17 protein-coding genes are annotated in these 24,356 nt (G+C 58.8%); 4 read left to right on the forward strand and 13 right to left on the reverse strand.

All coding sequences use genetic code 11. From position 1 onward, the window contains the following. Positions 1–138: 138 nt before the first annotated feature. The 7 genes from HDF16_RS05135 to HDF16_RS05165 all read right to left on the reverse strand — a co-directional run bounded on the left by HDF16_RS05135 (position 139) and on the right by HDF16_RS05165 (position 13,209). Complete coding sequence (locus tag HDF16_RS05135; protein WP_184214010.1) at positions 139–483, reverse strand: type II toxin-antitoxin system VapC family toxin; 345 nt, start codon at positions 481–483, stop codon at positions 139–141. A 358-nt stretch (positions 484–841) separates the two neighbouring features. Then, positions 842–5,032 carry a DNA-directed RNA polymerase subunit beta' gene (gene rpoC / locus HDF16_RS05140; protein ID WP_184214011.1) on the reverse strand — a complete coding sequence of 1,397 codons (4,191 nt, stop codon included), beginning with the start codon at positions 5,030–5,032 and terminating at the stop codon, positions 842–844. 167 nt (positions 5,033–5,199) lie between these two features. Continuing rightward, a complete protein-coding gene (rpoB, locus tag HDF16_RS05145) occupies positions 5,200–9,669 on the reverse strand; it encodes a DNA-directed RNA polymerase subunit beta (RefSeq protein WP_184214012.1) in 4,470 nt (1,489 codons plus the stop codon). 708 nt (positions 9,670–10,377) lie between these two features. Beyond that, positions 10,378–10,749: a 50S ribosomal protein L7/L12 gene (gene rplL / locus HDF16_RS05150; RefSeq protein ID WP_184214013.1), complete on the reverse strand. Its 372-nt coding sequence runs from the start codon at positions 10,747–10,749 to the stop codon at positions 10,378–10,380. A gap of 138 nt (positions 10,750–10,887) precedes the next feature. Then, positions 10,888–11,697 (reverse strand): 50S ribosomal protein L10, encoded by an 810-nt coding sequence (gene rplJ / locus HDF16_RS05155; protein WP_184214014.1) that lies wholly within the window; start codon positions 11,695–11,697, stop codon positions 10,888–10,890. A gap of 92 nt (positions 11,698–11,789) precedes the next feature. Continuing rightward, positions 11,790–12,500 carry a 50S ribosomal protein L1 gene (gene rplA, locus HDF16_RS05160; RefSeq protein ID WP_184214015.1) on the reverse strand — a complete coding sequence of 237 codons (711 nt, stop codon included), beginning with the start codon at positions 12,498–12,500 and terminating at the stop codon, positions 11,790–11,792. Between the two features lie 166 nt (positions 12,501–12,666). Continuing rightward, positions 12,667–13,209 carry a Uma2 family endonuclease gene (locus HDF16_RS05165; RefSeq protein WP_184214328.1) on the reverse strand — a complete coding sequence of 181 codons (543 nt, stop codon included), beginning with the start codon at positions 13,207–13,209 and terminating at the stop codon, positions 12,667–12,669. Positions 13,210–13,379: 170 nt separating this feature from the next. Here HDF16_RS05165 and ftsZ point away from each other — a divergent pair, with 170 nt between their 5' ends. Beyond that, positions 13,380–15,899, forward strand: coding sequence for a cell division protein FtsZ (ftsZ, locus tag HDF16_RS31535; RefSeq protein WP_184214016.1), 2,520 nt, complete (start codon positions 13,380–13,382; stop codon positions 15,897–15,899). Between the two features lie 6 nt (positions 15,900–15,905). Here the strand turns inward: ftsZ and HDF16_RS05175 are convergent, their stop codons facing one another. Beyond that, positions 15,906–16,652, reverse strand: a complete 747-nt coding sequence (locus HDF16_RS05175; protein ID WP_246408660.1) for an OmpA/MotB family protein — start codon at positions 16,650–16,652, stop codon at positions 15,906–15,908. 17 nt (positions 16,653–16,669) lie between these two features. Then, the gene (locus HDF16_RS05180; protein ID WP_184214018.1) at positions 16,670–17,473 is read right to left on the reverse strand and encodes a flagellar motor protein; all 804 of its coding nucleotides are present in this window, start codon (positions 17,471–17,473) and stop codon (positions 16,670–16,672) included. Positions 17,474–17,837: 364 nt separating this feature from the next. Between HDF16_RS05180 and HDF16_RS05185 the strand changes: the two genes are divergently transcribed. From HDF16_RS05185 to fliS, 3 genes are all read left to right on the forward strand, one after another. Continuing rightward, entirely contained in the window at positions 17,838–18,656 is an 819-nt protein-coding gene (locus HDF16_RS05185) for a flagellin (RefSeq protein ID WP_184214019.1), read from the forward strand. A gap of 89 nt (positions 18,657–18,745) precedes the next feature. Then, positions 18,746–20,125, forward strand: coding sequence for a flagellar filament capping protein FliD (fliD, locus tag HDF16_RS05190; RefSeq protein WP_184214020.1), 1,380 nt, complete (start codon positions 18,746–18,748; stop codon positions 20,123–20,125). Between the two features lie 22 nt (positions 20,126–20,147). Next, positions 20,148–20,624 (forward strand): flagellar export chaperone FliS, encoded by a 477-nt coding sequence (gene fliS, locus HDF16_RS05195; protein WP_184214021.1) that lies wholly within the window; start codon positions 20,148–20,150, stop codon positions 20,622–20,624. Between the two features lie 628 nt (positions 20,625–21,252). Here the strand turns inward: fliS and HDF16_RS05200 are convergent. From HDF16_RS05200 to HDF16_RS05215, 4 genes are all read right to left on the reverse strand, one after another. Beyond that, positions 21,253–22,146, reverse strand: coding sequence for a flagellin (locus HDF16_RS05200; protein WP_184214022.1), 894 nt, complete (start codon positions 22,144–22,146; stop codon positions 21,253–21,255). Between the two features lie 10 nt (positions 22,147–22,156). Further along, positions 22,157–23,524, reverse strand: a complete 1,368-nt coding sequence (gene flgK / locus HDF16_RS05205) for a flagellar hook-associated protein FlgK (protein ID WP_184214023.1) — start codon at positions 23,522–23,524, stop codon at positions 22,157–22,159. A 12-nt stretch (positions 23,525–23,536) separates the two neighbouring features. Beyond that, a complete protein-coding gene (locus HDF16_RS05210) occupies positions 23,537–23,965 on the reverse strand; it encodes a hypothetical protein (RefSeq protein WP_184214024.1) in 429 nt (142 codons plus the stop codon). Positions 23,966–24,049: 84 nt separating this feature from the next. Continuing rightward, positions 24,050–24,349 (reverse strand): flagellar biosynthesis anti-sigma factor FlgM, encoded by a 300-nt coding sequence (locus tag HDF16_RS05215; RefSeq protein ID WP_184214025.1) that lies wholly within the window; start codon positions 24,347–24,349, stop codon positions 24,050–24,052. Between the last annotated feature and the right edge of the window lie 7 nt (positions 24,350–24,356).

Below are 24,356 nucleotides of genomic sequence, written 5' to 3' on the forward strand. Positions count from 1 at the left end.
ACGAACTAAGGCAGAGCTGCCTTCCAGCAGCATCTGCTTAGTTCCCGGACTCTCAGTCCCAAAGTGTTTCGACTTCGTAGAGAAGAATCTTGGCGTCTTTCGTGACCAAATGAAGCGATAACGCCTGCGCTTGAGAGATCAACATCCGATCGAACGGATCGCCGTGGTGTCTGGGCAAGGTGCTGAAGCAGTGATGTCCTTTGAAGTGATTGGAAGAAAGGCATCGACCAACTGATCCATTCTTTCAACCATCTTCGCTACCGTCGAGCCACCGATTGGCAGACGGCCTGCACCTGCCTTATTCGAGAGTTCCCAGACCGTTGCCAGACTGATAAAGACTTCATTCTCTTCATCTGAAATCGACTCGCGGGCTAGATCAGGAAGCTTCTCCGGTTCATAAAGCGACCAGAAGACAGCGTGGGAATCGAGCAGCAGTCTCAAATCTCGCCCGACGTCATGAGCGGAGCGTCGTTCATCTGACACTCAAGCTCTTTATCCATGGCCGCCCACTCCTATTCGCCTGGCACACGCATCTCGCCGCGGCCAGCACCAAGGATACGACGACCTGTTTTTTTACGGGCGGCTGGGCGGAAGCGATCAGAATAAGAGTCGGGTTATTAGGACGCAAGATCTCAATAGGTTCGCCGTTATCAGCGGCATCGGCCAAAGCGGCCAGATGGCTTTCAGCGTATTGGAAGCTGACATTCACTAGCTTGAGGGTAGTCGCGGGTATTTCGCTGCGTCAATGGAAATGAACAACGGGCGAACTCTCTCGAGTCCGCCCGTTCTTGCTGCTGTAGTTCGTAGTTTTACGCGAAGCGTGCAAGACCGCACGAAGTGCCTACTCGGCGGCGAGTTCTTCTTGTTCGCCTTCCATGCGCATCTGCTCGAGCTCGCGCTCTTCTGCTTCGATCGCCGCAGTAACTTCCTGCTGGACCTGGGCTGCCGCTTCTTCGAGCTCTGGTGAGAGCTGTACGTTGCGGTAGTACTCCATGCCCGTGCCAGCCGGGATGAGACGGCCGACGATGACGTTTTCCTTGAGGCCGCGGAGCGTGTCGATCGAGCCGTTGATGCTGGCTTCGGTAAGTACGCGCGTGGTCTCCTGGAAGCTGGCGGCCGAGATGAAGCTGTCGGTCGAGAGCGACGCCTTGGTGATGCCGAGCAACAACGAACGTCCGATTGCGGGACGGCCGCCGGTCATCAGGACGCGCTGGTTCTCCGCGTTGAAGCGGAAGCGGTCCGTCTGCTGATCGACGAGGAAGGTGGTGTCGCCAACCTCTTCGATCTTCACCCAGCGAAGCATCTGGCGAACGATGGTTTCGATGTGCTTGTCGGAGATAGTTACACCCTGGAGGCGGTAGACCTCCTGGATCTCGTTGACAAGGTACATCTGAACAGCGCGCTCTCCGAGCACTTCAAGCACGTCATGCGGGCTGCGGGGACCATCGATCAGAGGATCACCGGCACGAAGGCGCTCGCCTTCCTGCACGTTGACGTAAGTACCGCGGGGAACGCTGTACTCCTCTTCCTGACCATTGTCGGCAGTGACGTAGACCTTACGCTGTCCCTTCGAGACTTCGCCGAAGCGGACGACACCATCGATCTTCGAGATGATCGCTGGGTCGCGGGGCTTGCGGGCCTCGAAGAGTTCAACGACGCGCGGCAGACCGCCGGTGATGTCCTTGGTACGCGTGGTTTCGCGCGGGATCTTGGCAAGGATGTCGCCGGGGTAGAGCTCGTCGCCATCGGCCACCATAAGGTGAGCGCGGCTTGGCATGAGGTAACGCTTGTTGCCGGTTGCGGACTTGATGATGATCGCGGGCTGACGCTTCTCGTCGGTCGAATCGTTGACGACAAGCCGTGAGAGGCCAGTCACTTCATCGACTTCTTCGTTGAGCGTGACGCCTTCCTGCAGGTCCTTGAACTGGACGGTACCGGAGATCTCGGTCAGCAGCGAGAAGGTGTAAGGATCCCACTCGCCGAGGCGACCGCCCTGCTCGACCTTGGTGCCCTCTTCGATCTTGATCTTGGCACCGTAGACGACAGCGTAGCGTTCCTTCTCGCGGCCCTTGTCATCGATGATGGCAATGGATCCGTTGCGGTTCATCGCGACCAGGCCGCCATCCTTCGAACGGACGGTGACAAGGTTGATGAAGCGGACCGTACCGGCGTTCTTGGCTTCGATGTGCGAAGCGTCCGAGACGCGCGATGCCGTTCCTCCGATGTGGAAGGTACGCATGGTGAGCTGGGTTCCGGGTTCGCCGATGGACTGCGCCGCGATGACACCGACGGCTTCGCCCATCTCGACCATCTTGCCCGAGCCGAGGTTACGACCGTAGCAAAGGATGCAGACGCCGCGCTTCGATTCGCAGGTGAGCACCGAACGGATCTTCACCTTTTCGATACCAGCAGCCTGGATCGCGGAGGCGAGATCTTCGTCGATCTCCTGGTTCACTTCGACGATGGTCTTGCCTTCAAAGTCCTTCAACTTTTCAAGCGAAACGCGGCCAATGATACGGTCGCGCAGCGGCTCGATGGTCTCGCCGGCTTCGATGATCGGTGTGACGTAGATGCCTTCGACGGTGCCGCAATCGTTGTGCGAGATGATGACATCCTGCGCAACGTCGACCAGACGACGGGTGAGGTAACCCGAGTCAGCAGTCTTGAGAGCGGTATCGGCGAGACCCTTACGAGCGCCGTGCGTCGAGATGAAGTACTGGAGAACGGTGAGGCCTTCGCGGAAGTTCGCCGTGATCGGAGTCTCGATGATTTCGCCCGAGGGCTTGGCCATCAAACCACGCATACCGGAGAGCTGACGAATCTGCTGCTTCGAACCACGCGCACCGGAGTCGGCCATGATGTAGATCGGGTTCATGGCGCCTTCCTTGTCGGCGCGCTTCATGTTGTTGAACATCTCATCGGCGACGCGCTCGGTAACTCCCGACCACATCTGGATGACCTTGTTCGACCGCTCGCCGTTGGTGATCGCGCCGTCGAGGTACTGCTGCTGCATGGTGAGGACGGTCTTCTCGGCCTCGCCAACCAGCGTGTACTTGGAATCCGGAATGACCATGTCGTCGAGACCGACCGACAGACCGGACTTGGTGGCATAGGTGAAGCCAAGGTCCTTGATCCGGTCGAGCGTCTTGACCGTCACTTCGAGGCCGAGGTTCAGGTAGCAGTAGTTGACCAGCTGGCCGATGCCCTTCTTCTTGAGCAGGCCGTTCACGTAAGGCATGCCTTCGGGAAGCGCATCGTTGAGGATGGCGCGGCCGACAGTGGTCGAGATGAACTGCTTATTGAACTCGACCGGCTCGGTGTGCGTGAGGTCCTGGTCGTCGTAGGCGGTGGTCATGTCGAGCACCATGCCGGTGTAACGCAGACGGATAGGCGTCAGCGTCTCGACCTGCTTGGCTTCGAGCGCCATGAACACTTCTTCGATGTTCGCGAAGACGCGGCCTTCACCCTTGGCATTCACCTTGGACTTGGTCAGGTAGTAAAGACCGAGGACGAGGTCCTGCGTCGGGACAGTGATGGGCTGTCCGCTAGCGGGCGAGAGGATGTTGTGCGACGCCAGCATCAGGACCGAAGCTTCAATCTGCGCTTCGGGAGAGAGCGGGATGTGCACGGCCATCTGGTCGCCGTCGAAGTCCGCGTTGAAGGCGGTGCAGACGAGCGGATGGATCTTGATCGCCTTACCTTCCACCAGCACGGGCTCGAAGGCCTGGATGCCAAGACGGTGCAGCGTAGGGGCGCGGTTCAGCAGGACCGGGTGGTCCTTGATGACCTCTTCGAGAATGTCCCAGACGATCGGGTCCTGCATCTCCACCATCTCTTTAGCTTGCTTGATGGTGGTGCAGTGGCCGGTCTGCTCGAGGCGGTGATAGATGAACGGCTTGAAGAGTTCGAGCGCCATCTTCTTGGGAAGACCGCACTGGTTCAGCTTCAGCTCCGGACCAACCACGATGACCGAACGGCCCGAGTAGTCCACGCGCTTGCCGAGAAGGTTCTGACGGAAACGGCCCTGCTTACCCTTGAGGGTGTCGGAGAGCGACTTGAGCGGACGATTGTTCGCGCCACGAAGCACGCGGCCACGGCGGCCGTTGTCGAACAGAGCGTCGACGGCCTCCTGCAACATGCGCTTCTCGTTGCGGACGATGACCTCAGGAGCGTGCAGGTCCATCAGCTTCTTCAAGCGGTTGTTGCGGTTGATCACGCGGCGATAGAGGTCGTTCAAGTCGGACGTGGCGAAGCGGCCGCCATCAAGCGGAACCAGCGGGCGAAGCTCTGGCGGGATCACGGGGATCACGTCGAGAATCATCCACTGCGGCAGGTTGTCCGACTTCTTGAAGGCCTCGACGATCTTCAGGCGCTTGGAGTACTTGAGCTTCTTCTGGAGCGAGGTCTCGGTCTTCATTCGCTCGCGGAGCTCAATCGAGAGCTCTGCAATTTCAACGCGCTTCAGGAGTTCCTTAATCGCTTCCGCGCCCATCATGGCCTTAAATCCTGATGGCCGGTACTGAGCATCGAGCTCGCGGAACTTGGTCTCGTCCTTGATAACCTCGCGCTCCTTGACGGGCGCGTCGCCTGGATCGACGACTACGTAGGACTCGAAGTAAAGTACAGCTTCGAGTTCACGGAGCGAGATGTCGAGCAGGTGGCCGATGCGGCTGGGCAGGCCCTTGAAGAACCAGACGTGCGAGCAGGGGCTGGCAAGCTCGATGTGGCCGAGGCGTTCGCGGCGGACCTTCGAGAGGGTGACTTCGACGCCGCACTTGTCGCAGATGACGCCGCGGTGCTTCATGCGCTTGTACTTGCCGCAGAGGCACTCCCAGTCAGTGATGGGTCCAAAGATGCGGGCGCAGAAGAGGCCATCGCGCTCGGGCTTGAAGGTACGGTAGTTGATGGTCTCGGGCTTGGTGACTTCGCCATGCGACCAGCTACGAATCTTCTCCGGGCTGGCGAGCTGGATCTTGATGGCGTCGAAGTCGGTGATCGGACCGGTTAGTTCAAAGGGGCTGGAGCGGAACATAGTTTACGTCTCCGTTATTGCAGCGGGCGGCTGCTGTTAGATCTATCTGTTCCGCGATGACTCTAGGCGCATCGCGATGCCTTTGGTTCTGGTGCCAGATGCTTGTTTTCGATTGTGGGTGCTACATAGCTTGGGGTGGCGCGACCTTCGCCGCGCCACCTTCGTAATTAGTCAGCTGCGGCGATGCTCGGCAGAGCGACCTTCTTCTGGTCGGCCTGCTTGATGAGCTCGACGTCCAAGCACAGCGACTGTAGCTCGCGGATAAGAACGTTGAACGACTCCGGCACACCGGGCTCGATCGCCGCTTCGCCCTTGACGATGGCCTCGTAGATCTTCGTACGGCCAAAGACGTCATCGGACTTCGCGGTGAGCAGCTCCTGCAGGATGTAAGCTGCGCCGTACGCTTCAAGGGCCCAGACCTCCATCTCTCCGAAGCGCTGTCCGCCGAACTGCGCCTTACCGCCCAGCGGCTGCTGGGTGATGAGCGAGTACGGTCCGATCGAGCGAGCGTGGATCTTGTCGTCGACAAGGTGCGACAGCTTGAGCATGTAGATGTAGCCAACGGTGGCGGGCTGTTCGAACGGATCGCCCAGCATGCCATCGTAGAGCTGCGTCTTGCCCGAACTGGGCAGGCCAGCGGACTTCAGCAGCGCCTTGATCTCGGTCTCGCGTGCGCCATCGAAGACTGCCGTGCCGAACCAGATTCCGCGCTTCATGCCGGCGGCAACGCGCATCGTCTGCTCGTCGTCGAGATCAAGAAGCTGGTTCAGAGCAGCCGTTCCAGCGAAGCGCGCCTTGAAGAGCTCGCGGACTTCGTTGGCCGACTCCATCTTTTCGGCGAGCTCAGCGATCTGCTTGCCGAGTGTGTGTGCGGCCCATCCAAGATGCGTCTCGAGGATCTGTCCGACGTTCATACGCGAAGGCACACCAAGCGGGTTCAGGACGATCTCGACCGGCGTTCCATCGGGGAGGTACGGCATGTCCTCTTCCGGCAGAATGCGGGCGATAACACCCTTATTACCGTGACGGCCGGCCATCTTGTCACCGACCGAAAGCTTGCGCTTCATGGCGATGTAGACCTTGACCATCTTGATGACGCCGGGCGAAAGTTCATCGCCCTTCTGCATCTTGCCGATCTTCTCGTTGGTGATCTTGCGCAGAACGTCGATCTGACGCGAGGTCATCTCTTCGATCTCATCGATCTGCTCGTTGACGCGCGGATCCTTGTCGGCGTAGCGAATACGCTTCAGGTTACGCGTCGAGATCAGCTCGATGGTGTCGCGGTCGAGGATGTCGCCCTTGTTGAGCAGGCGCTTGTTGGTGCGCTCGTCGTGCAGGTCGGCGAGAACTTCCTTGGCTCCAAGAATTGCTTCAAGGCGCTTCAGACGCTCGTCGGTAAGAATGCGGATCTCGTCAGCGAGATTGCGCTCGAGCTTCTCGATCATCTCCTGCTCGATCTGCTTGGCGCGCTCGTCCTTCTCTTGACCCTTGCGGGAGAAGATGCGGACGTCGACGACAGTGCCTTCGATGCCCGGAGGGCACGTCAGCGAAGCATCACGAACATCGCCAGCCTTTTCGCCGAAGATGGCGCGAAGCAGCTTCTCTTCAGGAGTGAGCTGGGTCTCGCCCTTCGGCGTTACCTTGCCGACGAGGATGTCGTTGTGGCCGATCTTGGCGCCGATGCGGATGATGCCCGACTCATCCAGGTCACGCAGAGCGTGCTCTGAGACGTTGGGGATATCGCGCGTGATCTCTTCCGGTCCAAGCTTCGTGTCGCGGGCTTCGATCTCGAACTCCTCGATGTGGATCGAGGTGTAGTAGTCCTCGCGGACCAGCTTCTCCGAGATGAGGATCGCGTCCTCGAAGTTGTAACCACGCCACGGCATAAACGCGACCAGGACGTTACGGCCGAGGCCGAGTTCGCCCTGCTCCGTGCAAGGACCATCCGCGATTACCTGCCCCTTGATCACTCGGTCGCCCTTGCGGACGATCGGCTTCTGGTTGATGCAGGTGTTCTGGTTGGAGCGCTTGAACTTCGTGAGCTGGTAGATGTCCGAACCAACCTCACGCGAAAGCTGCGTGGGGTGGTGCTCGCCTTCTACACGCACGATGATGCGCTCGGAGTCGACCGAGTCAATGATGCCGTTACGCTTGGCCAGAATGACGGCGCCGGAGTCGCGGGCGGTAACGCCCTCCATTCCGGTTCCGACAAACGGAGCTTCCGCGACGAGCAGAGGGACCGACTGGCGCTGCATGTTCGCACCCATCAAGGCGCGGTTCGCGTCGTCATGCTCAAGGAAGGGCACGAGCGATGCGGCGACCGAGACGAGCTGCTTCGGCGAGACGTCGACGTAGTCCACATCGGACTTCGAGACGAGCACGAAGTTACCCTGGCGACGAGCATCGACGATGTCCTGCACGATGGTGAGGTCCGGGTTCAGCTCAATGTTCGCCTGCGCGATCGTGTGGCGATCCTCTTCCCAAGCGGAGAGATAGAAGCTGAAGGGCTCAATGTCCATGGTGCGCTTGCCAGCGGCCTTGAGTTCAGCGTTCTTTGCCTTCGCCTCGGAGATTTCGAGGTAGTCGCCCTGACGGAGACCGCTCTCACCAGCATTCGACACAGCAACGTAGTCGAGCACGATGCCGTCCTTCACGCGACGGTAAGGCGATTCGATGAAGCCGTACTCGTTGATGCGGGCGAAGCACGAAAGAGAAGAGATAAGACCGATGTTCGGTCCTTCAGGCGTCTCAATCGGGCAGATGCGTCCGTAGTGGGTCGGGTGTACGTCGCGGACTTCGAAGCCAGCGCGCTCACGAGACAGACCGCCGGGCCCAAGGGCGGAGAGGCGACGCTTGTGCGTGATCTCCGAGAGGGGGTTGGTCTGGTCCATGAACTGCGAGAGCTGCGACGATCCGAAGAACTCGCGGATCGCGGCCATGACGGGCTTCGCGTTGATGAGGTCGTGCGGCATCGCCGTCGACATCTCCTGGTACACCGACATCTTTTCCTTGATGGCGCGTTCCATACGGACGAGGCCGATGCGGAACTGGTTCTCCATCAACTCGCCGACAGCGCGAACGCGGCGGTTGCCAAGGTGGTCGATGTCGTCTACGTTGCCGATGTTCTTGCGCAGCTTGAGCAGGTAACGGATCGTGCCGTAGAAGTCTTCAGGCGTCAGAGTGCGGTGATCAAGACCACTCGGGTCCTGGTTCTCATACAGCTTGATGTTGAACTTCAGACGGCCAACACGCGAGAAGTCGTACTTGCGCGCATCGAAGAACATGCCTTCGAAGAGCGCAGTCGCGGTGTCGAGCGTCGGTGGGTCGCCTGGACGAAGCTTGCGGTAGATCTCGATCAACGCCTCTTCCGGCTTGCGCACGGAGTCGCGGCGAAGGGTGTTCGAGATGATGTTGCCCACATCGTCGCGCTCGGGGAAGAAGACCTCGAAGCTGGTGACGCCGGACTGGATGATCTTGTGCAGCTTGTCGGCGGTCAACTCCTGGTTTGCTTCGTACAGCAGCTCGCCAGTAGTGAGATCGACGACGTCGGACGCAGTCATCGCGCCATCGAACTCGCTGGTCTCGACTTCGACCGACTCGACCGCATGGGCGCGCAGGTTCTTCAGCGAGCTGGGGCCAATCTTGCGGGTAGCAACAGCGATCTCTTCGCCCTTCGAGGTGACAGCGGCGGCAGGACGGGTTCCGAGCAGGTTGGTCAGCTTGTCTGCGCCGGCAACGACCCAGCCCAGCTTCCCTTCCTTCACGTTGATCGTGTCGACCGTGTAGAAGGTCTTGAGGATCTCTTCATCCGTACGCAGGCCGAGCGCGCGCAGGAAGATCGTTCCGAGGAACTTGCGCTTGCGGTCGATGCGGACATAAAGGGTGTTCTTCTGGTCGTACTCGAACTCTACCCAGCTGCCGCGGTACGGAATGATCTTGCCCAGGAAGTAGGTACGGTTGTTCGCCGTCTCGAAGAAGACGCCGGGCGAACGGTGCAGCTGCGAGACGATAACGCGCTCGGTACCGTTGACGATAAAGGTGCCGTTCTGGCTCATCAGCGGGATGTCGCCGAAGAAGACTTCCTGCTCCTTCATGTCGCGCAGGCTCTTGACGCCGGTCTCGGGGTCCTTGTCGTAGATCTTCAGGCGAATCGTGACCTTCAGCGGGGCCGAGTAGGTCATGCCGCGCTCTTCGCACTCGGCCTGGTCGTACTTCAACTGCAGACCCACCGGGTCTCCGCACTTGGTGCAGAAGTCAGGCGTGTTCTTGTTGTAGGTTCCGCAGAAGTTGCAGAGCACATCGCCAGGGTGGAATGGATCGGTGATGACCATGTGTCCACAATGGGTGCAAGCAGTACGAAGGTGGTTCAGCCCCTTCAGGTAGCCGCACTTGCACTCCCAGTTGCCGATGGAGTAGTCAACGAACTCGAGCTCCGAGACGTTTCGGAAGTCGGTGATCGGGAAGACCGAGGTGAAGACGGACTGCAGACCGTTGTCGTCGCGCTCCTGGGGCAGCTTGTCCATGAGCAGGAAACGCTCATAGCTGCGCCGCTGAACTTCGATAAGGTTTGGAATCTGGATGGATGTTGGGATCTTTGAAAAATCGAGACGGCTGCGGATCGCGCGCATTTCAGACATGCTCTCTCCTGAGACTTGACTTCGAGGCCTCCCGAAGACCTCAACAGGCATCCATCTGCCTGCCGGGTTCGAGAGGTGAAGAGCAGCGCCTGCTGCTCTCCGGGTTCACTTCTGGTGTGCTTCAAGACCGGGTCCGACTGCCCTCGCTGCAGCCTCGCCCGCGCACAAAAATTTTTCTTCCGGCTGAAACTAGCCCGGGACTCTCTACTTCTCGTACCGCAGCCCGATGCACTCTGGGCTTGAACTTTTTACTTCCGATTCACCGTTCCGGCTGCTATAAATCCGTAAGAAACGACCGTTGCAGCCGATAAAGCTCCAGAGAAGTGGTTGAGACGGCAAAAGCGCCCACACGGACACGAACGTCCACGGAGCGCATAGACCGACTTTTGCACTTACTCTTGATTGCTGATAATTCGTTTCACCCTTGCTCGCTAACCGAGCTAGAGGCTTGCCTGTATCACAGTGTGCGTCCGCCGCAGAGGCACATCGTGGCCGGCCTCATAACCTGGCTTTCCAGGATAGACCGGATGAATCAGAGCTGACTTCGGGGTTTGAAGCAAAGATCAAGCAGAAACAGTGTTGAATCGAGCTATCCAATGTTGGGGAAGACTCTACCCGGCACATAAAACAGGTGCGCCCGGACAGAGGCGATATCTCCATTGGAGATAATAGCGCCTTCTGGCCGGGACTGCAAGCTGAGGAAATCTGTTACTTGATTTCGACGGTAGCGATGCCATCGAACTTCTTCGCGAGGGCGGCCGCATCGTCCTTGGAGATGTTCTCCTTCAACGGCTTAGGAGCTCCGTCGACGAGATCCTTGGCTTCCTTCAAGCCGAGACCCGTAACTTCACGGACGGTCTTGATGGTGCTGATCTTGTTCGCGCCGGCATCCTTGAGGATGACGGTGAACTCGGTCTTCTCTTCAACGACTGCCGCTGCTGCGCCGCCGCCTGCTGCCGGGGCTGCAACCGCTGCTGCTGCCGATACGCCAAGACGCTCTTCGAGCTTCTTCACAAGTGCCGAAGCCTCGAGCAGGCTAAGGCTAACGATCTGATCTTCCAATTGCTGAATGTCTGCCATGTTATCTCTCCAATTTCAATCTGAACTCGTATTGCTAACTACGTTCCGGGGCGGATCTTCTACCTCGGCTGCCCACATCCATCCAGGTTTCCGTTGCGCCCAGACAAGCGCACCCAAAAGGATGAGACAAAACTTGTTTTAGCCTTCGACCGGGTCGGTCGTCGCGGCTTCACCAGCCTGCGATGCCGTTCCGTTTTCGGGCTGCTCGGCTGCTTCCGACTCAACCACATGCGTCTCAGCCACGAGAGCTGCATCTTCTACGGGCGCTTCGACTGCAACAGCAGCTTCCACGACAGGAGCAGCCTCTTCAGCTACCGGAGCAGCTTCCGCAACGGGAGCAGCTTCCGCAACGGGAGCAGCTTCCGCAACGGGAGCAGCTTCCGCAACGGGAGCAGCTTCCGCAACGGGAGCAGCAGCCGGACCGGCAAACTTGCCCTTCTCGACGCCCTGGTTGATGACCACCGCGAGATCGCGGCCAGTGGCGTTGATGACGGTTGCGAGACGCTGCGCGGGCGACTGGATGAGGAAGAGGAGCTTCGAGAAGAGCTCTTCCTTACCCGGCAGGCTTGCGAGGTCCTTGATCTCTTCGATCGTGATGACTTTGCCGTCAACGATGCCGAGCTTGAAGGTGAACTCCGAGTTGTCCTTGACCCAGGTCGAAAGCGCCTTGGCCAGAGCAACCGGATCGCCCGAAGTGTAGGCAACCGACGAAACACCCTTGAGGCCCTGCAGAGCGGCTTCGATCTTGGTGCCGGCGCTGGCGCGTGCGGCCAGCTTGTTCTTGACGACGTGGTAGGAACCGCCAGCGGCGCGAACCGTCTTGCGGAGGTCGTAGTCCTTGTCAGCGGTCAACGCCTTGAAGGTGCCAATAATTGCGGATGTCGACCCGGCGAGTTCTTCCGCCAGCTTCCCGACCTTGTCCGTCTTTTGTGTCCTGGTCAATGCCATAAAAATTTCCTAGCCTTAGCTGCCAGCGTCTCGTTCCTGCTGGCTGAAGTTATGCGCCACTCTCGCGGCTTAAATCTTTGAAAATGAGCGAGTTAAGCGCGAGCGGCTGCGTCGGCAACGCCACTGTCGAGCGCAATCCCAGGGCCCATCGTCGAGCTGAGCGTAATGCCCTTGATGTACTTGCCCTTGGCCGCCGAAGGCTTCGCCTTCAAAACGCTCGAGATAATCGTGGTCGCGTTGTCGACCAGCTTCTGAGCGTCGAACGAGAGCTTACCCACCGGAACGTGAACCAGAGCGGTCTTGTCCGTGCGGAACTCGACCTTACCAGCCTTGATCTCTTTGATCGCGCTTGCGACATCGGTGGTCACGGTGCCGGTCTTCGGGTTCGGCATCAAGCCACGGGGCCCGAGGACTTTTCCGAGACGTCCAACCGAACGCATCATGTCGGGAGTCGCGATGAGGGCGTCGAATGCGGTCCAACCCTCTTTCTGGATCTTCTCGACCATCTCTTCGCCGCCGACAAAGTCAGCGCCAGCCGCTTCCGCGTCCTTGAGCTTGTCGCCCGAGGCGATTACCGCAACAATCTTGGTCTTTCCCAGTCCGTGGGGCAGAACGACCGTGCCACGAACCATCTGGTCTGCGTGGCGAGGATCTACGCCGAGGCGCAGCGTAATGTCGACGGTCTCGTCGAACTTCGCGTACTTGGCCTTCTGAAGGAGGGGAACTGCGTCTGCCAGGGTGTAGGGGCGGGGCTCAACAAGCGCGCGCGCCTTGGCCAAATTCTTGGAGATCTTCTGTGGCATCTTTATCCTTGTCTCCCACCCCTCGGACCTGTTGCCACCGGGCGTGGTGAATGACTGTCCTCCGCATGGAGCGGAGACACTCTTACGAGTATGCCGGGAATCCGGTTTTCCGTCAACAGTTGTTTCGTCGAGTTGATCCATCTGAGCCTGGCTGAGTCGGCTGCGCCTACTTCCAAATCCGGGCCATGATCAACTCAAAGCCTGCTATCACTCCCGTTCCCTGAATTGAACTGGGATCGAAGAAGAAATCTGGGGATTCTTCTTCGGGCCTGTAAACAGATATTTCAGTCCGTTCTGGATCGATGAGCCACGCGACTTGAGCTCCGTTCGCGATCCACATCTCCATCTTCGCTCGGACAGCAAGAAGCTTGTCGCTCGGCGATCGGAGTTCGATCACGAAATCAGGGCAGATCGGCGCGAAGCTAGACTGCTGAGTGTCGGATAGCGCGTTCCACCGAGAGCGCAGTATCCACGCAGTATCCGGGCTGCGCATGGAGCCATCCGGCAGGGTAAAGCCACCACTCGAATCGAAAGCAACACCTCGACCGTCCTCCTCTGCCCACTCCGCAAGAAAACGGCTAATTTGAATATTGATCCGGCTTGTTCTGCTATTCGCAGGTGTCATCACGAGAATCTCTCCATTCACCTCCCGCTCGACTCGAAGAAAATTATTGGCAGCACAGAATCGAAGAAATTCCTCGTCAGTCATTGGCTGTTCCAGCCGGAGCCTCATAGGAAGCGCCACTTCTGCAAGGTCAAGATTCATGGCTACATTCTAACCGGCCATGTCTTCATGACTTCGCGAACAGGTGAACTTCCTACGTTACCCTTCCCTGCGGGGATTGCGTGTCAGAATGGACGCTGAAGGAACTCCACCTCATGCCAACGCCACAACACCCTGTTGCTCCTGCCCGTCAGCCCGAAGACGTAGCGCACGGTGCCCGCATCAAGGTGGTCGGTGTCGGCGGCGGCGGCAGCAACGCCATCGATCGCATGATCGACTTCGGCCTGGAAGGCGTCGAGTTCATCGCCCTCAACACCGACGTCCAGGCGCTCGAGGTGTCGAAAGCCCCAGTCCGGGGACAACTCGGTTCCCTTCTGACCCATGGCCTGAGCGCCGGGTCCGACCCCAATGTCGGCCGCCGCGCCGCGATCCAGGACGTCAACGAGATCGCCGAAGTCCTCGAAGGCGCAGACATGGTCTTCATCACCGCGGGCCTCGGCGGAGGCACAGGGACGGGCGCGGCCCCTGTAATCGCAGCCATCGCAAGCGAGATGGGAGCCTTGACCGTCGCCATCGTCACCCGCCCCTTCAACTTCGAGGGCAAGCGTCGAATGGCCATCGCGGATTGGGGTATCGATCACCTGCTCCGCTACGTCGACACCCTCATCGTCATCCCCAACGAAAAGCTCCTCTCCGTCGCGAAAGACGCGCCCTTCTTTGAGTCGTTTAAGATCGCCGACGACTTTCTTCGCCAGGCCGTCCAGAGCATCACCGACATCATCACCACCGAAGGCGTCATCAACCGCGACTTCGCGGACGTGAAGACGACCATGGCCGGCATGGGCTACGCCGTCATGGGAACGGCGTCGAGGTCAGGCCCCACCCGCGCGGTAGATGCGGTCATGGACGCAATGGCCTCGCCGCTGCTTGAAGAAGGCGCGATCGATGGCGCGCGCGGAATCCTCATCAACATTACGGGCTCAAGTACGCTACGCCTAAGCGAAGTAAACGCCGCGTCCAGGGTCATCCAAAGCGTCGCTCATGAGGATGCAACCATCATCTTCGGCGCGGTCCTCGATGAGCGTCTTGGAGATGAGGTCAAGGCCACCGTCATCGCAACCGGCTTCCGCAACGACGGAAGAGATCGCTCCGAGCGCCGCGCAAGATTGCTGCGCGCCGATGGGCCGGAAGCTGCAGAACCAGAGCCCGCTGCACCGGAACTTTTAATACTGGAGCCTGCTGCACCTGGGCCTCTAGAGCTGGAACCTGCTATACCTGAGTCTTTAGAGCCGGAACCTGCTGCACCCAAGCCTGCGGAGCCAGAAGCTGCGGTCAAGATTCCATCCATTGAACCGCAGATCGACGAGACTCCTCTAGCCGAAAGCCCTCTACCGTATCAGCATGAAGCGATCGATGTGCCATCAGCCGAGATTGCGACAACCGATGTTGAAGCAGTCGATATTGAAGCGCCGCAAGCTGAAGAGATCGAGACCGCAGGGGTCGACGTTGAACTCCTCGAAGAAGAGCAGATTACAGCCTCCGAGGCCACCTTTGAAGAGCCTGGAGTGGAAGCTCTTGAAGTCGAGCAGCCGGAAGCGGTCTCGGAGCAAATCGAAGAGACGGCGCAGCACGCCGACCAGCATCTAGCGATTGAAGCAGAAGTAGAGGTCTATGACGGCGAAGAGGTGTTGGTTGAAGACCCGCCGCAACATCATTCCCTTGAGGTTGAAGATCTCGAGCCAGCCAGCTTTGATTCGAGTGAACCGTTAGCGGCGAATGAGGAGCCGGATCCCCGGCTACGGGACGAAGAAGAGGACTGGATAGAGGCGATCCGCGAGATTGCACGCCTGGCCGAGCCCGCTTTCGAGGTAGAAGATCAGGAGACGCCCAATCCCGATGTCGAGGAGCATCGCATCGTCGCGCATAAAGCCGCGAATACCCTTGCGCCTCCCGAAGACCGCACGCTCGTCGCCCCGGTCAACGTTTCCGCATCGGCGCACCTGTCAACCACGCGACGGGCAGCCATGGCGGCCTATGCTGCCGTCTCGTTTCCAGAGGCGGAACCAGAGACCGAATCAGAAACGGCCACAGGACAAAGCCAGCCCAAGCCAGTCAACGCATTTGCCCAGGTCCTCGAGGCGCGACGCCGCTTTGTCGAAAATATGGCTAAGAATCCGGCGGTGGCGGAGTCAAGCAACCCCGCACTCGTTGCGCCTCTGGAGACCCATGAACTGGCTCCCTACCCCGAAACTCACATGCAAGAAGAGAGCCGCCGCTACGACGAAGCTGAGGTCGAAACTGAACCTGTACAGCGACGTCAGGCTCGTCTTTCTCGCCCCGTTACGATAGAGGCAGAACCTGCACGGGCACTCGCTGAGAAGGGCACGGACTCTCGCGATGGGCTTGGTCGTCGACCCGATATGGCGTTGTTCAACGGCACCGTTGGGGCATCGGGAACTGACAATCCAGGCGTGAAGGATGATCTGCCAAAGTCGCTTCCGGATCCCAATCGGAGACTGCAGCGCGAAGGCACCGAAGAGCGAAACGGAGAGTTGTTTGAGAGTAGATGGAACTCGCAGATTCCCGTCCCATCGTTTGGGTTCTCAGAGCGAAAGAGCCATACCGAAGAGGTCGACGATCTGGACACTCCCTCGTTTCTACGTCGAGGCAAGTGACGGACGCTATGGGTGCGGGACAACCTTCACCTTAGGTTCGACGATCACCAGATCAACTCTCCGGTTCTGGCCGCGGCCTTCGGCAGTTGCATTGTCCGCAACCGGGCGGTACGGCCCGTAACCGGCAACAGAGATCTTATCCGGCGGGAATCCAGCATCATCCACCAGCAATGTAAGTACGCTCGTTGCACGCGCTGAAGAGAGCTGCCAGTTGGACTGGAAGAGCGGAGTATGAATCGGCTGGTTGTCGGAGTGTCCTTCAACGCGCAACTCAAGATGGTGGTCCATCAACACATGGGCCGTCTTGCGCAGTTGCTCAGCCGCTCCCGGCAGCAGCGTCGCATCACCCGACTTGAAGAAGCCGAAGTCGCGCAGGCTAATGATCAGGCCTTCAGTCGTCTGCTGCACCACGATCTCGTGCTTGTCGATGGCATCGCCCAGCACTCCCTCTAGCTGCGTCTTCAACTGCGTCGTGTCGACGGGCAAAGGGGCGGGCATCACGGGTGCCGGCGGAAGGGGGTTGGCCGCATCCGTCGGCCCGGTATCGGGCTTGGGATCATCGTGAGCGCTCAGCTTCTCAAAGCCGGCGTGGATCCCGGCGGACACTGTTTGAACGCTCTTGCTGCGGCCACGCGAGAACGCGAACAACACAATGAAGACGGCAAGCAGCAGCGTGACAAAGTCTGCATAGGAGAGCAGCCAGCGATCATGCGACGGGGCCGCTTCTTCTTCACGCTTCGAAGATCGTCTCAATCCAGCAGCACGCCTCATTACGCGGCCAGCTCCGGCCTGGAGATCACTTCTACCTTGACCGCCTCTTCAGCGAGATAGCATTCTAGGCGCTCTCGTAAGGCGCGCGGGCCCATGCCATCCATAATTGCAAGCACTGCTTCAAGGACCATCTCGCGTGCAATCTGCCGCTCGCGAATGCGAATCCGGAGTTTGCCCGCCAAAGGTAGGAGCAGAATGTTGGCAAGACCAAGTCCATACAGCGTGGAGACGAAAGCTATTGCGATGCCTCTACCAATCTCCGTGACATTGTCCATGCGCTGCATCACTTGAATGAGCCCTAGCACGGCACCCATGATGCCAAGCGTTGGCGCAAACCCGCCTGAGGCCTCAAGCAACTTCACCGCGCCAAGTTCGCGCTCGTCCAGCAGGTCGAGTTCAAGCTCCATATTCTCTCGCATCGTCTGGGGATGGGCACCATCGACTGCAAAGGTGAGAGCCTTCCGCAGGAACTTATCTTCGATATCCGCCAACTGCGAGTCCAGCCGCAGAATCCCATGCCTGCGAGCCTGGGTGCAGTAGGAGACCATCTCTTCCAACGTATCGGTCGCCTTAGACGAACGCTCATAGAAGATAGTGGGCAGAACTTTAATCGTATCCATTACTGTCTTCATCGGGAACTGAATGAGAACGACGCCGAGCGTGCCCGCTAGAACAATGAGTGCCGCAGAGGGCTGAAGGATCTGCCGAACGCTTCCTCCATCAAGAACAAGACCGCCAACAATTCCTGCGACTGCAAGAAATGTGCCAAGCAGAGTGCTCTTATCAACGCGGCGCTTGTTCATAGTTATCTATCTATCAGAAATAGATAGGTGCACGTATCGTGCCAAAGATGTAGATGGAGCTATGAACAAACGGCAGGCTAAATGCTATGCACAGTGCAGGTCACCCAATGTTTTATCGCTCTTGGAATATCGGGCAAAGATGAGAGGTTTATGAGAGAAATTTGCTCTACACCCTTTCATCTCTATCTCAGCGACGCTCACTTAGGCCCCGGTAAAGAATTCTTGCGATCACCCCTGAACGGCTTTGACGGGGCGGTCGATAGAAGTCCTGCACCGAGATGGGCAGCCTGAAAGAGCAAAGCTCAAGAGGCGCAACAATTCAGAAGCAGAACTACTACACCGCTAACCACAAAGGAGCAACACAATGTCACTCAGCATCTTGAACAACATCTCCGCGCTTCAGGCTGAAAACCAACTCGCTGTCACCTCGGCAGCTGCGGCCAAGAGCCTCCAGCAGCTTTCCTCGGGATCACGCATCAACTCCGGTTCCGACGATGCCGCCGGTCTCGCCATCTCCGACGGTCTGAACGCGAACGTCGCTGCCCTCAACCAGTCCTCGCTCAACGCAACCAACGCAGTTGGTTCCTTGCAGACCGCTGACGGCGCCCTGGCGCAGGTCACCGCTCTCCTCAACCGCTCTGTCACGCTCGCCACCGAAGCTTCCAGCACCGGTCTCAGCACCTCACAGTCGACCGCCATCAACACCGAGTTCCAGGCTCTGCTCACGCAGATCGGCAACATCGGCACCTCCACCAACTTCAACGGCACGGCTGTCTTCGGCTCGACCGTTTCGGCCTTCACCAGCGACGGAACCTCGGGCGGTACGGTCACCATCGGTGCAGCTGTTGCCGCTCTGACGACCACCTCGCTCGGCCTCAGTTCCTCCACCCTCACCTCGGCCAGCGGAGCGCAGTCTGCTCTGACCGCTCTCACCGCAGCGATCTCCACCGTCTCGGCACAGCGTGGCACGCTCGGCGCCACCGTTGAGCAGCTCCAGGCCGCTTCGACCGTTGACACCAACGAGTCGCAGAACCTGACCACCGCTTCCAGCTCGATCACCTCTGCCGACATCAGCAGCGTGGTTGCAGCCGACACCAAGTACAGCATCCTTCAGCAGACCGGTATCTCGGCACTGCAGCAGGCTAACCAGCAGGCGCAGACCGTCCTCAAGCTTCTCCAGTAAAACGAAGTGGATGCGGTCGCTGAGCTTCTGGCAGCGACCGCAGCCATCATTGTTTGACCTCGCTGGATTACCCAAGGAGTCTGCATCGCATGAGCACAACATCCTCTACACTCACATCGGTCCTTTCCGCTCTCGGCGGTTCTACTGGGATCGACGTAACTTCTGCGGTCGCCAGCATCCTCTATGCCGATCGCGCTCCGGAACGCGGATGGCAAGCACAGCAGACCGCCCTGGCAAGCCAGACCTCGGCCATCAACGCGCTCAACAGCGATGCCTCTGCTTTGAGCGACGCTCTTAGCGCACTCCAAAGCACGACCGGCGCTCTCAGCACGGTCACCGCGACCAGCTCCAATACCAGCCTCCTCACCGCGACCGCGACAGACGGCACCACGACCGGCAACCACGTCGTGACTATCAGCAACCTCGCCTCTACAGGTTCCTGGTACTCTGCCAAGGAAGGCACCAGCTCTACCCAGTTGCCGACTGGCAGTTTCAGCATCACCGTCGGTTCGACCACGACATCCATTCCAACCGGCAGCGGTAGCGTCAATACGCTCGACCAGCTTGCTGCGTCCATCAATGGCCAGGCCCTCGGTGTGACTGCGAGCGTCGTCACCGACAGCTCCGGCGCCAGGCTTGCCCTCGTCTCCACGGTTTCGGGAGCCGCCGGCGATTTTTCGATTGCCACCGGCGGAAGCATTGGATTCACTCGCTCCGGCACCGGTACCGACGCCTCTCTGACCGTCGATGGTGTACCCCTCACTAGCTCGAGCAACACCGTCACCGGAGCGATCAACGGTGTTACGTTGAATCTGCTCGGAGCTGCCCCCGCCAGCGCAGACCTCACGACGCCGGCCACCCCCATTGCGCTGGGCCTCGCCCCGGATACCTCGGCGATCACCTCTGCGGTCAACGCCTTCGTCACCGCATATAACAACCTGATCACCGATACCAATACGACGATCACCTACAACAAGTCCACTCAGACCGGCGGTATCTTGCAGACCGACAGTGCCGCGCAGAGTCTCCAGAGTGCGCTTCTCGCTTCTACAAACTACAGCGCCACCAGCGGTAGTTTTCTCTCGTTGGACTCACTCGGAATTTCAACAAAATCCGACGGCACCCTGACCGTAGACACTACGAAGCTGACCACCGCTATCCAGTCCAACAACTCCGCGTTGACGACCTTCTTTCAGGGCACTGCGGTCAACGGATTTGCTGCATCGCTTACCTCTACGCTCAACACCTACACCGACCCCACGCAGGGAGCTTTTACGGTAGATCTCCAGAGCATCAGCTCAGAGAACAAGGACCTCACAGATCAGATCAGTACGCTTGAGGTCTACCTCGCCTCGCAGCAGACCATTTTGACGGCTCAATACAACGCCGCCGACATCGCGATTCAGCAGCTGCCGCAGAAGCTCAAGCAGATCAACGCGCTGCTCAACCCGAACTCCACCAGCTCCTAAAACTTGCGATGACGAGATCGACATGACAAATAACACTGCTTCACTTGAATATCGTCGCGCCGCGACGCAACAGGCTTCCGTAGTAGGCCTTGTGATCGCGTTGCACGACACTTTGATGGGAGACATCCGGCGCGCTGCCGAAGCAATCGACAAAGGCGACATCCAGGGCCGGTGCGACCAGCTGGTCCATGCCTTCAAGGTTCTTCAACAGTTGGAAGCGATGCTCGATATGGACAAGGGCGGCATAACAGCCAATCAGGTAAAACGCTTTTACGCCCACATCCGCGGCCAGATGCTGCTCGCGCAATTCAAGTTATCCTCCGCCATTCTTCATCAACAGATTCAGATCGTCCTAGAAGTTCGCGAAGCGTGGCAACAGCTTGACAGCTCGACGATGGAACGCCGTAACCCGGCCCCTCTTTCGTCGACGGTGGATCAAGCGGCGACAGAGCGCGCCGAACCGGCAGAGGCTCGGCTCTCGTTCTCGTGCTCCTTCTAGATCGACGATCACTTCCCTACTAAGGGCTCCGAGGCGACCTGAACATTTCAGGTCGCCATTTTTTTGTTTGGCTCGCTGACTTACCAGACAACTAGCCCGCCTCGGATATCCGGGATAACTCGGAGGACGTTATCCTCACTAGGTCGGCGCAGCGGCCTGATCCTTAGTCAACTCTATTCAGCCTGAGCTCGTTCTCAAATCGGCGCCCCCACTTCGGATGCGGTCGAAGTCCTGGAGTAAGTTCCTACCAGTTCACCTCCCGGATCGCTCAGCTACAGATCTCGTCTCCAATGGCGACGACGCAGCCCACGGCCTCGATAAACTCTAGGGCTCATCACCACATTTCTGTGGCGTCATTCTGGGTCCCTGCGAAGAATCCCCCCATTCCGCTCGTGCCGCGAATCAGCTGAGGCGGCACGTACAGAATGCAGGGGACGATGGCTTTCAGATGATTTGTAATCCGTCGAGATGCTCTGGTTCCTAATCACTCCAGGCACCACCTCGATCAAGAGCGCGCAACCACCACTTATCGAGAGCCCATCCAGCACCCCACACGCGAAAACGGCAACGGCGTCAATCGTGGTTGCGATTGACGCCGTTGTTCTTACGAGCTGTTGGAAAGAATCGTTTACTTCAGATAGTTGAGCAGGCTGTTCTGGATGACTTTGGCAGCAGCCGCCAGGACCGACGAGTTGCTCGTCTCTGCCTGCGTCAGATTCTCCGCGGCCGTGGCCGCATCGATGCCGACAAGCGAGTTCTCGCGCGAGCTAAGCGTCACCTTCTCTTGCGAGAGGTAAGTCTCCTGCGAGGTGAGCTGGTTGATCGTGTTGCCATATACGGCATGCTGCGCGGTCACATACTGCAGCGCCGAGGTGATGTCCGTAGTGGCGATGGCGATGGTGCTGCTGTTGCCCGCCTGCAACGCCGAAGCAAGGCTGCTGAGAGCACCGAGTACATTCGCACTCGAATTGGTAAACAGAGTAGATCCCGGGATATTGGCCTGCACCGAAAGTGAGCTACCCACGGAGATACTGTTGACGCCAGTGTTTCCGTTATAGGTGTACCCGGTCGACGACGTTGAATCGGCCGTGAAGGCTGCCTTGCCGCTCACCGTGCCGCCAAAGAGAGATATGCCCTGGAATGTCGTATTGGCCAGGCCTACGACATTGCTCAGAATGCCTTGGATGTTCGTGGCGATCGACTGCCGGTCCGCATTCGAGGTCGTGCTGTTCGCGCCTTCCGTGCCAAGCGTGATGGCCTGGTTCAGCAGCCCCACCACGGAGGTGAGCACGGAGTCCGCAGTCTGCGCCTGCGAAAGCACCGACGACGCGTTGGACGAATACTGGTCGACGTTGGCAGCCTGCGCCTGCAACTGAATATAAGACGACGAAGCTGACGGATCGTCCGACGGCTGGTTGACCTTCAGGCCCGTAGAGACCTGCTGGAACGCTGTCTGCACGGCCTGTTCGCTGTTCTGGATGTCGATGATGACGCTTGCGTTTAAGCTTGGATTGAACCGCATAGTTGAAGCCTCACTGAATCATATTGATCGTGGTGTCGAACAAGCTCTGGATGGTGCTGACGACCTTGGCCGCTGCCGCATAAGCCTGCTGATACTGGATAAGGTTTGCCGACTCCTGATCGATTGACACACCAGAGATCGATCCCTGCTGGTTGTTGAGCGCGGTCAGGCTCTGCGAGATCGAGGTCGACTCCGAATTCGCGGTGGCCGTGTAGCTGCCAATCAGGTAGACCAGGTTCGCGGATTGCCCCGTCGCGCTCAGGCCCGAGGACAACGGAGCATCCTGCAGCGCGGTCAGGTTCGCCACATTGCCGTTGCTGCCGGAGGAGCCGTCGGAGCTTGCGGCGATGGCAGCGGGGTCCGTCGTCGCCAGCTTAAGAGAAGCAGCCGATCCGGCCACCGTGCTCGATACGCTGAACAACGCCGTGCCGGCATTGCCATTCTCGTCGTAGCCCTTGCTCTGCGCCGTGTTGAAGGCGGTCGCGAACTGGTTTGCAAGCGTGTCCAGAGAAGTCAGCAGTGAAGGAATCTGCGTGTCGCGGACCTGGATCGTTCCGCCAAGATCTCCACCGGAGATCTGAGTCGTGATGTCCGACCCGTTCTGATCGAGGATCTTCTGATTGCCATTCGAATCCGTCGAGGTCGAGAGGGCGTAGCTCTGATTTCCCAGCACCAGCGCCGTTCCGCTACCGGTCGTGATGGTATCGCCCTGAGAGGAATGGGTCACCGAGATGTTCGTCAGCTGGGCGAGCTGCAGTTCAACCTGGTTCAGCTGGTCGCCGATCGGTCCCAGATTCTGGCCCTGCGAGTTCTGCTGTTCCAGCTCCAGGTTCAACTGCGCCGCCTGCGATGCGAGCTGATTGATCTGCGACACATCGGTCGTAACCGTCGTATTCAAAGTGCTGGCAGGACCCGAAAGTCCGGCCGAGATGGAATTGAACTGGCTGACGAGTGCCTGCGCGCCCTGGATCGCCGTCTGGCGGTCTGCAGAGTTGCTGGGGTTCGTCGAAAGCGCCGAAAGATTGCTGAAGAATGTCGAGAGGCTGCTGGCCAGGCTCGTCCCGGTGCTGGGAAACAGCGTCTGAATCTGGTTCAGCGCGTTCACCTGTGCGTCGGAACTCGACTGCTGGCTCGTTTGCTGCTGGATCCGCAGGGTCAACAGATCGTTGCGCACGGAGGTGACGCTGGTCACGTTCACGCCATTGCCCACCTGGAGCTTGCCGTCCTTCGACGTCGTCGACTCACTGAGACTTACAGTCTCGCGGGCATAGCCGGTCGTGCTGGCGTTGGCGATGTTATTGTTCGCGACCTGCAGCTCAAGCTCCTGGGCCTGAAGCGACTGGGTGGCGATCGAAAGTGCGGAACTTAGAGTTGCCATATCGTTATCTCCTCAGACTTCGCAGGACCAGGTTTGAAGGTTCGCCTGGACGCCAGAGGTCGAGTGGGTTGAACCTTGGTAGCTACGGAAAAGGCCGGCGAATAGCCGCAGAGTCTCGCCGGAGTGGCGTAGCAATGCGGCATATCTCTTGTTGAGCACAAGGACCGACGCGATGGCCTCTTCGATCTGGAAAGAAAGATCAGACTCTTCACAGTTCGCGCTGAGGGCCCGGTCGGCGGAAAGCTTCGCACTTCTTCCGCGCTGAATGTGAGCGAGGCGCGAGCAGGCTGCCTGCTGCACCTTAATGCTCTCTTGCAACGGGGAAAGCTCTTGGCGCGCGATGCAGTTCATCGCCGTCTCGAGCTCCCCCGCAAGACACTGCAGGTTTGCGAGGTATTCTTTGCCTTCGTCCGGCGATAACTGTTGCTTCCAAAGATGCATCGCTTCCCTCTGCATAAATTCTCTGATCTGCCGGTTAGCTGAGCTCTTCGCGATGCCTGGTTATCGGGACTCTTTTCGAGGCCTCTAAACGTCGGAGTTCGCGATCGACTCAGAGATCTTCACACTATCCAGCTGGTACTGGGCTGAATTGACTGCCTGCCGGAGCGCTTCAACCTTTGCCTGCCGCGTTGGCGTGGTCTGCAAAGCTGTCTTGCTCAGGGTCTGCACGGTGTTGGTTGCGGCGGTGAAGTTGGTGGTATCTACCGCCGTTTGTTTAGGTTGAACGCTGGCTGCGGGCTTCGCAGAAGCGCTGGTGGCCAGGGTTTTTGCCTGGACGGGCTTGGTAAAATCGGTTGTTGCAACGCCAAAACGATCGACGACCATACAACAC

Origin of the sequence: Granulicella aggregans (genome assembly GCF_014203275.1) — a bacterium.
In the GTDB taxonomy this organism is placed as follows: Bacteria; Acidobacteriota; Terriglobia; order Terriglobales; family Acidobacteriaceae; genus Edaphobacter.

Excerpts from the sequence above, each read along its gene's own strand:
- flgK (WP_184214023.1), bottom strand. The coding sequence starts at position 23,524 with ATGGCAACTCTAAGTTCCGCACTTTCGATCGCCACCCAGTCGCTTCAG.
- HDF16_RS05215 (WP_184214025.1), bottom strand. The coding sequence starts at position 24,349 with ATGGTCGTCGATCGTTTTGGCGTTGCAACAACCGATTTTACCAAGCCC.
- rplL (WP_184214013.1), bottom strand. The coding sequence starts at position 10,749 with ATGGCAGACATTCAGCAATTGGAAGATCAGATCGTTAGCCTTAGCCTG.
- rplJ (WP_184214014.1), bottom strand. The coding sequence starts at position 11,697 with ATGGCATTGACCAGGACACAAAAGACGGACAAGGTCGGGAAGCTGGCG.
- rplA (WP_184214015.1), bottom strand. The coding sequence starts at position 12,500 with ATGCCACAGAAGATCTCCAAGAATTTGGCCAAGGCGCGCGCGCTTGTT.
- HDF16_RS05210 (WP_184214024.1), bottom strand. The coding sequence starts at position 23,965 with ATGCATCTTTGGAAGCAACAGTTATCGCCGGACGAAGGCAAAGAATAC.
- HDF16_RS05165 (WP_184214328.1), bottom strand. The coding sequence starts at position 13,209 with ATGACTGACGAGGAATTTCTTCGATTCTGTGCTGCCAATAATTTTCTT.
- HDF16_RS05200 (WP_184214022.1), bottom strand. The coding sequence starts at position 22,146 with ATGCGGTTCAATCCAAGCTTAAACGCAAGCGTCATCATCGACATCCAG.
- rpoC (WP_184214011.1), bottom strand. The coding sequence starts at position 5,032 with ATGTTCCGCTCCAGCCCCTTTGAACTAACCGGTCCGATCACCGACTTC.
- ftsZ (WP_184214016.1), top strand. The coding sequence starts at position 13,380 with ATGCCAACGCCACAACACCCTGTTGCTCCTGCCCGTCAGCCCGAAGAC.
- HDF16_RS05180 (WP_184214018.1), bottom strand. The coding sequence starts at position 17,473 with ATGAACAAGCGCCGCGTTGATAAGAGCACTCTGCTTGGCACATTTCTT.
- fliD (WP_184214020.1), top strand. The coding sequence starts at position 18,746 with ATGAGCACAACATCCTCTACACTCACATCGGTCCTTTCCGCTCTCGGC.
- fliS (WP_184214021.1), top strand. The coding sequence starts at position 20,148 with ATGACAAATAACACTGCTTCACTTGAATATCGTCGCGCCGCGACGCAA.
- rpoB (WP_184214012.1), bottom strand. The coding sequence starts at position 9,669 with ATGTCTGAAATGCGCGCGATCCGCAGCCGTCTCGATTTTTCAAAGATC.
- HDF16_RS05185 (WP_184214019.1), top strand. The coding sequence starts at position 17,838 with ATGTCACTCAGCATCTTGAACAACATCTCCGCGCTTCAGGCTGAAAAC.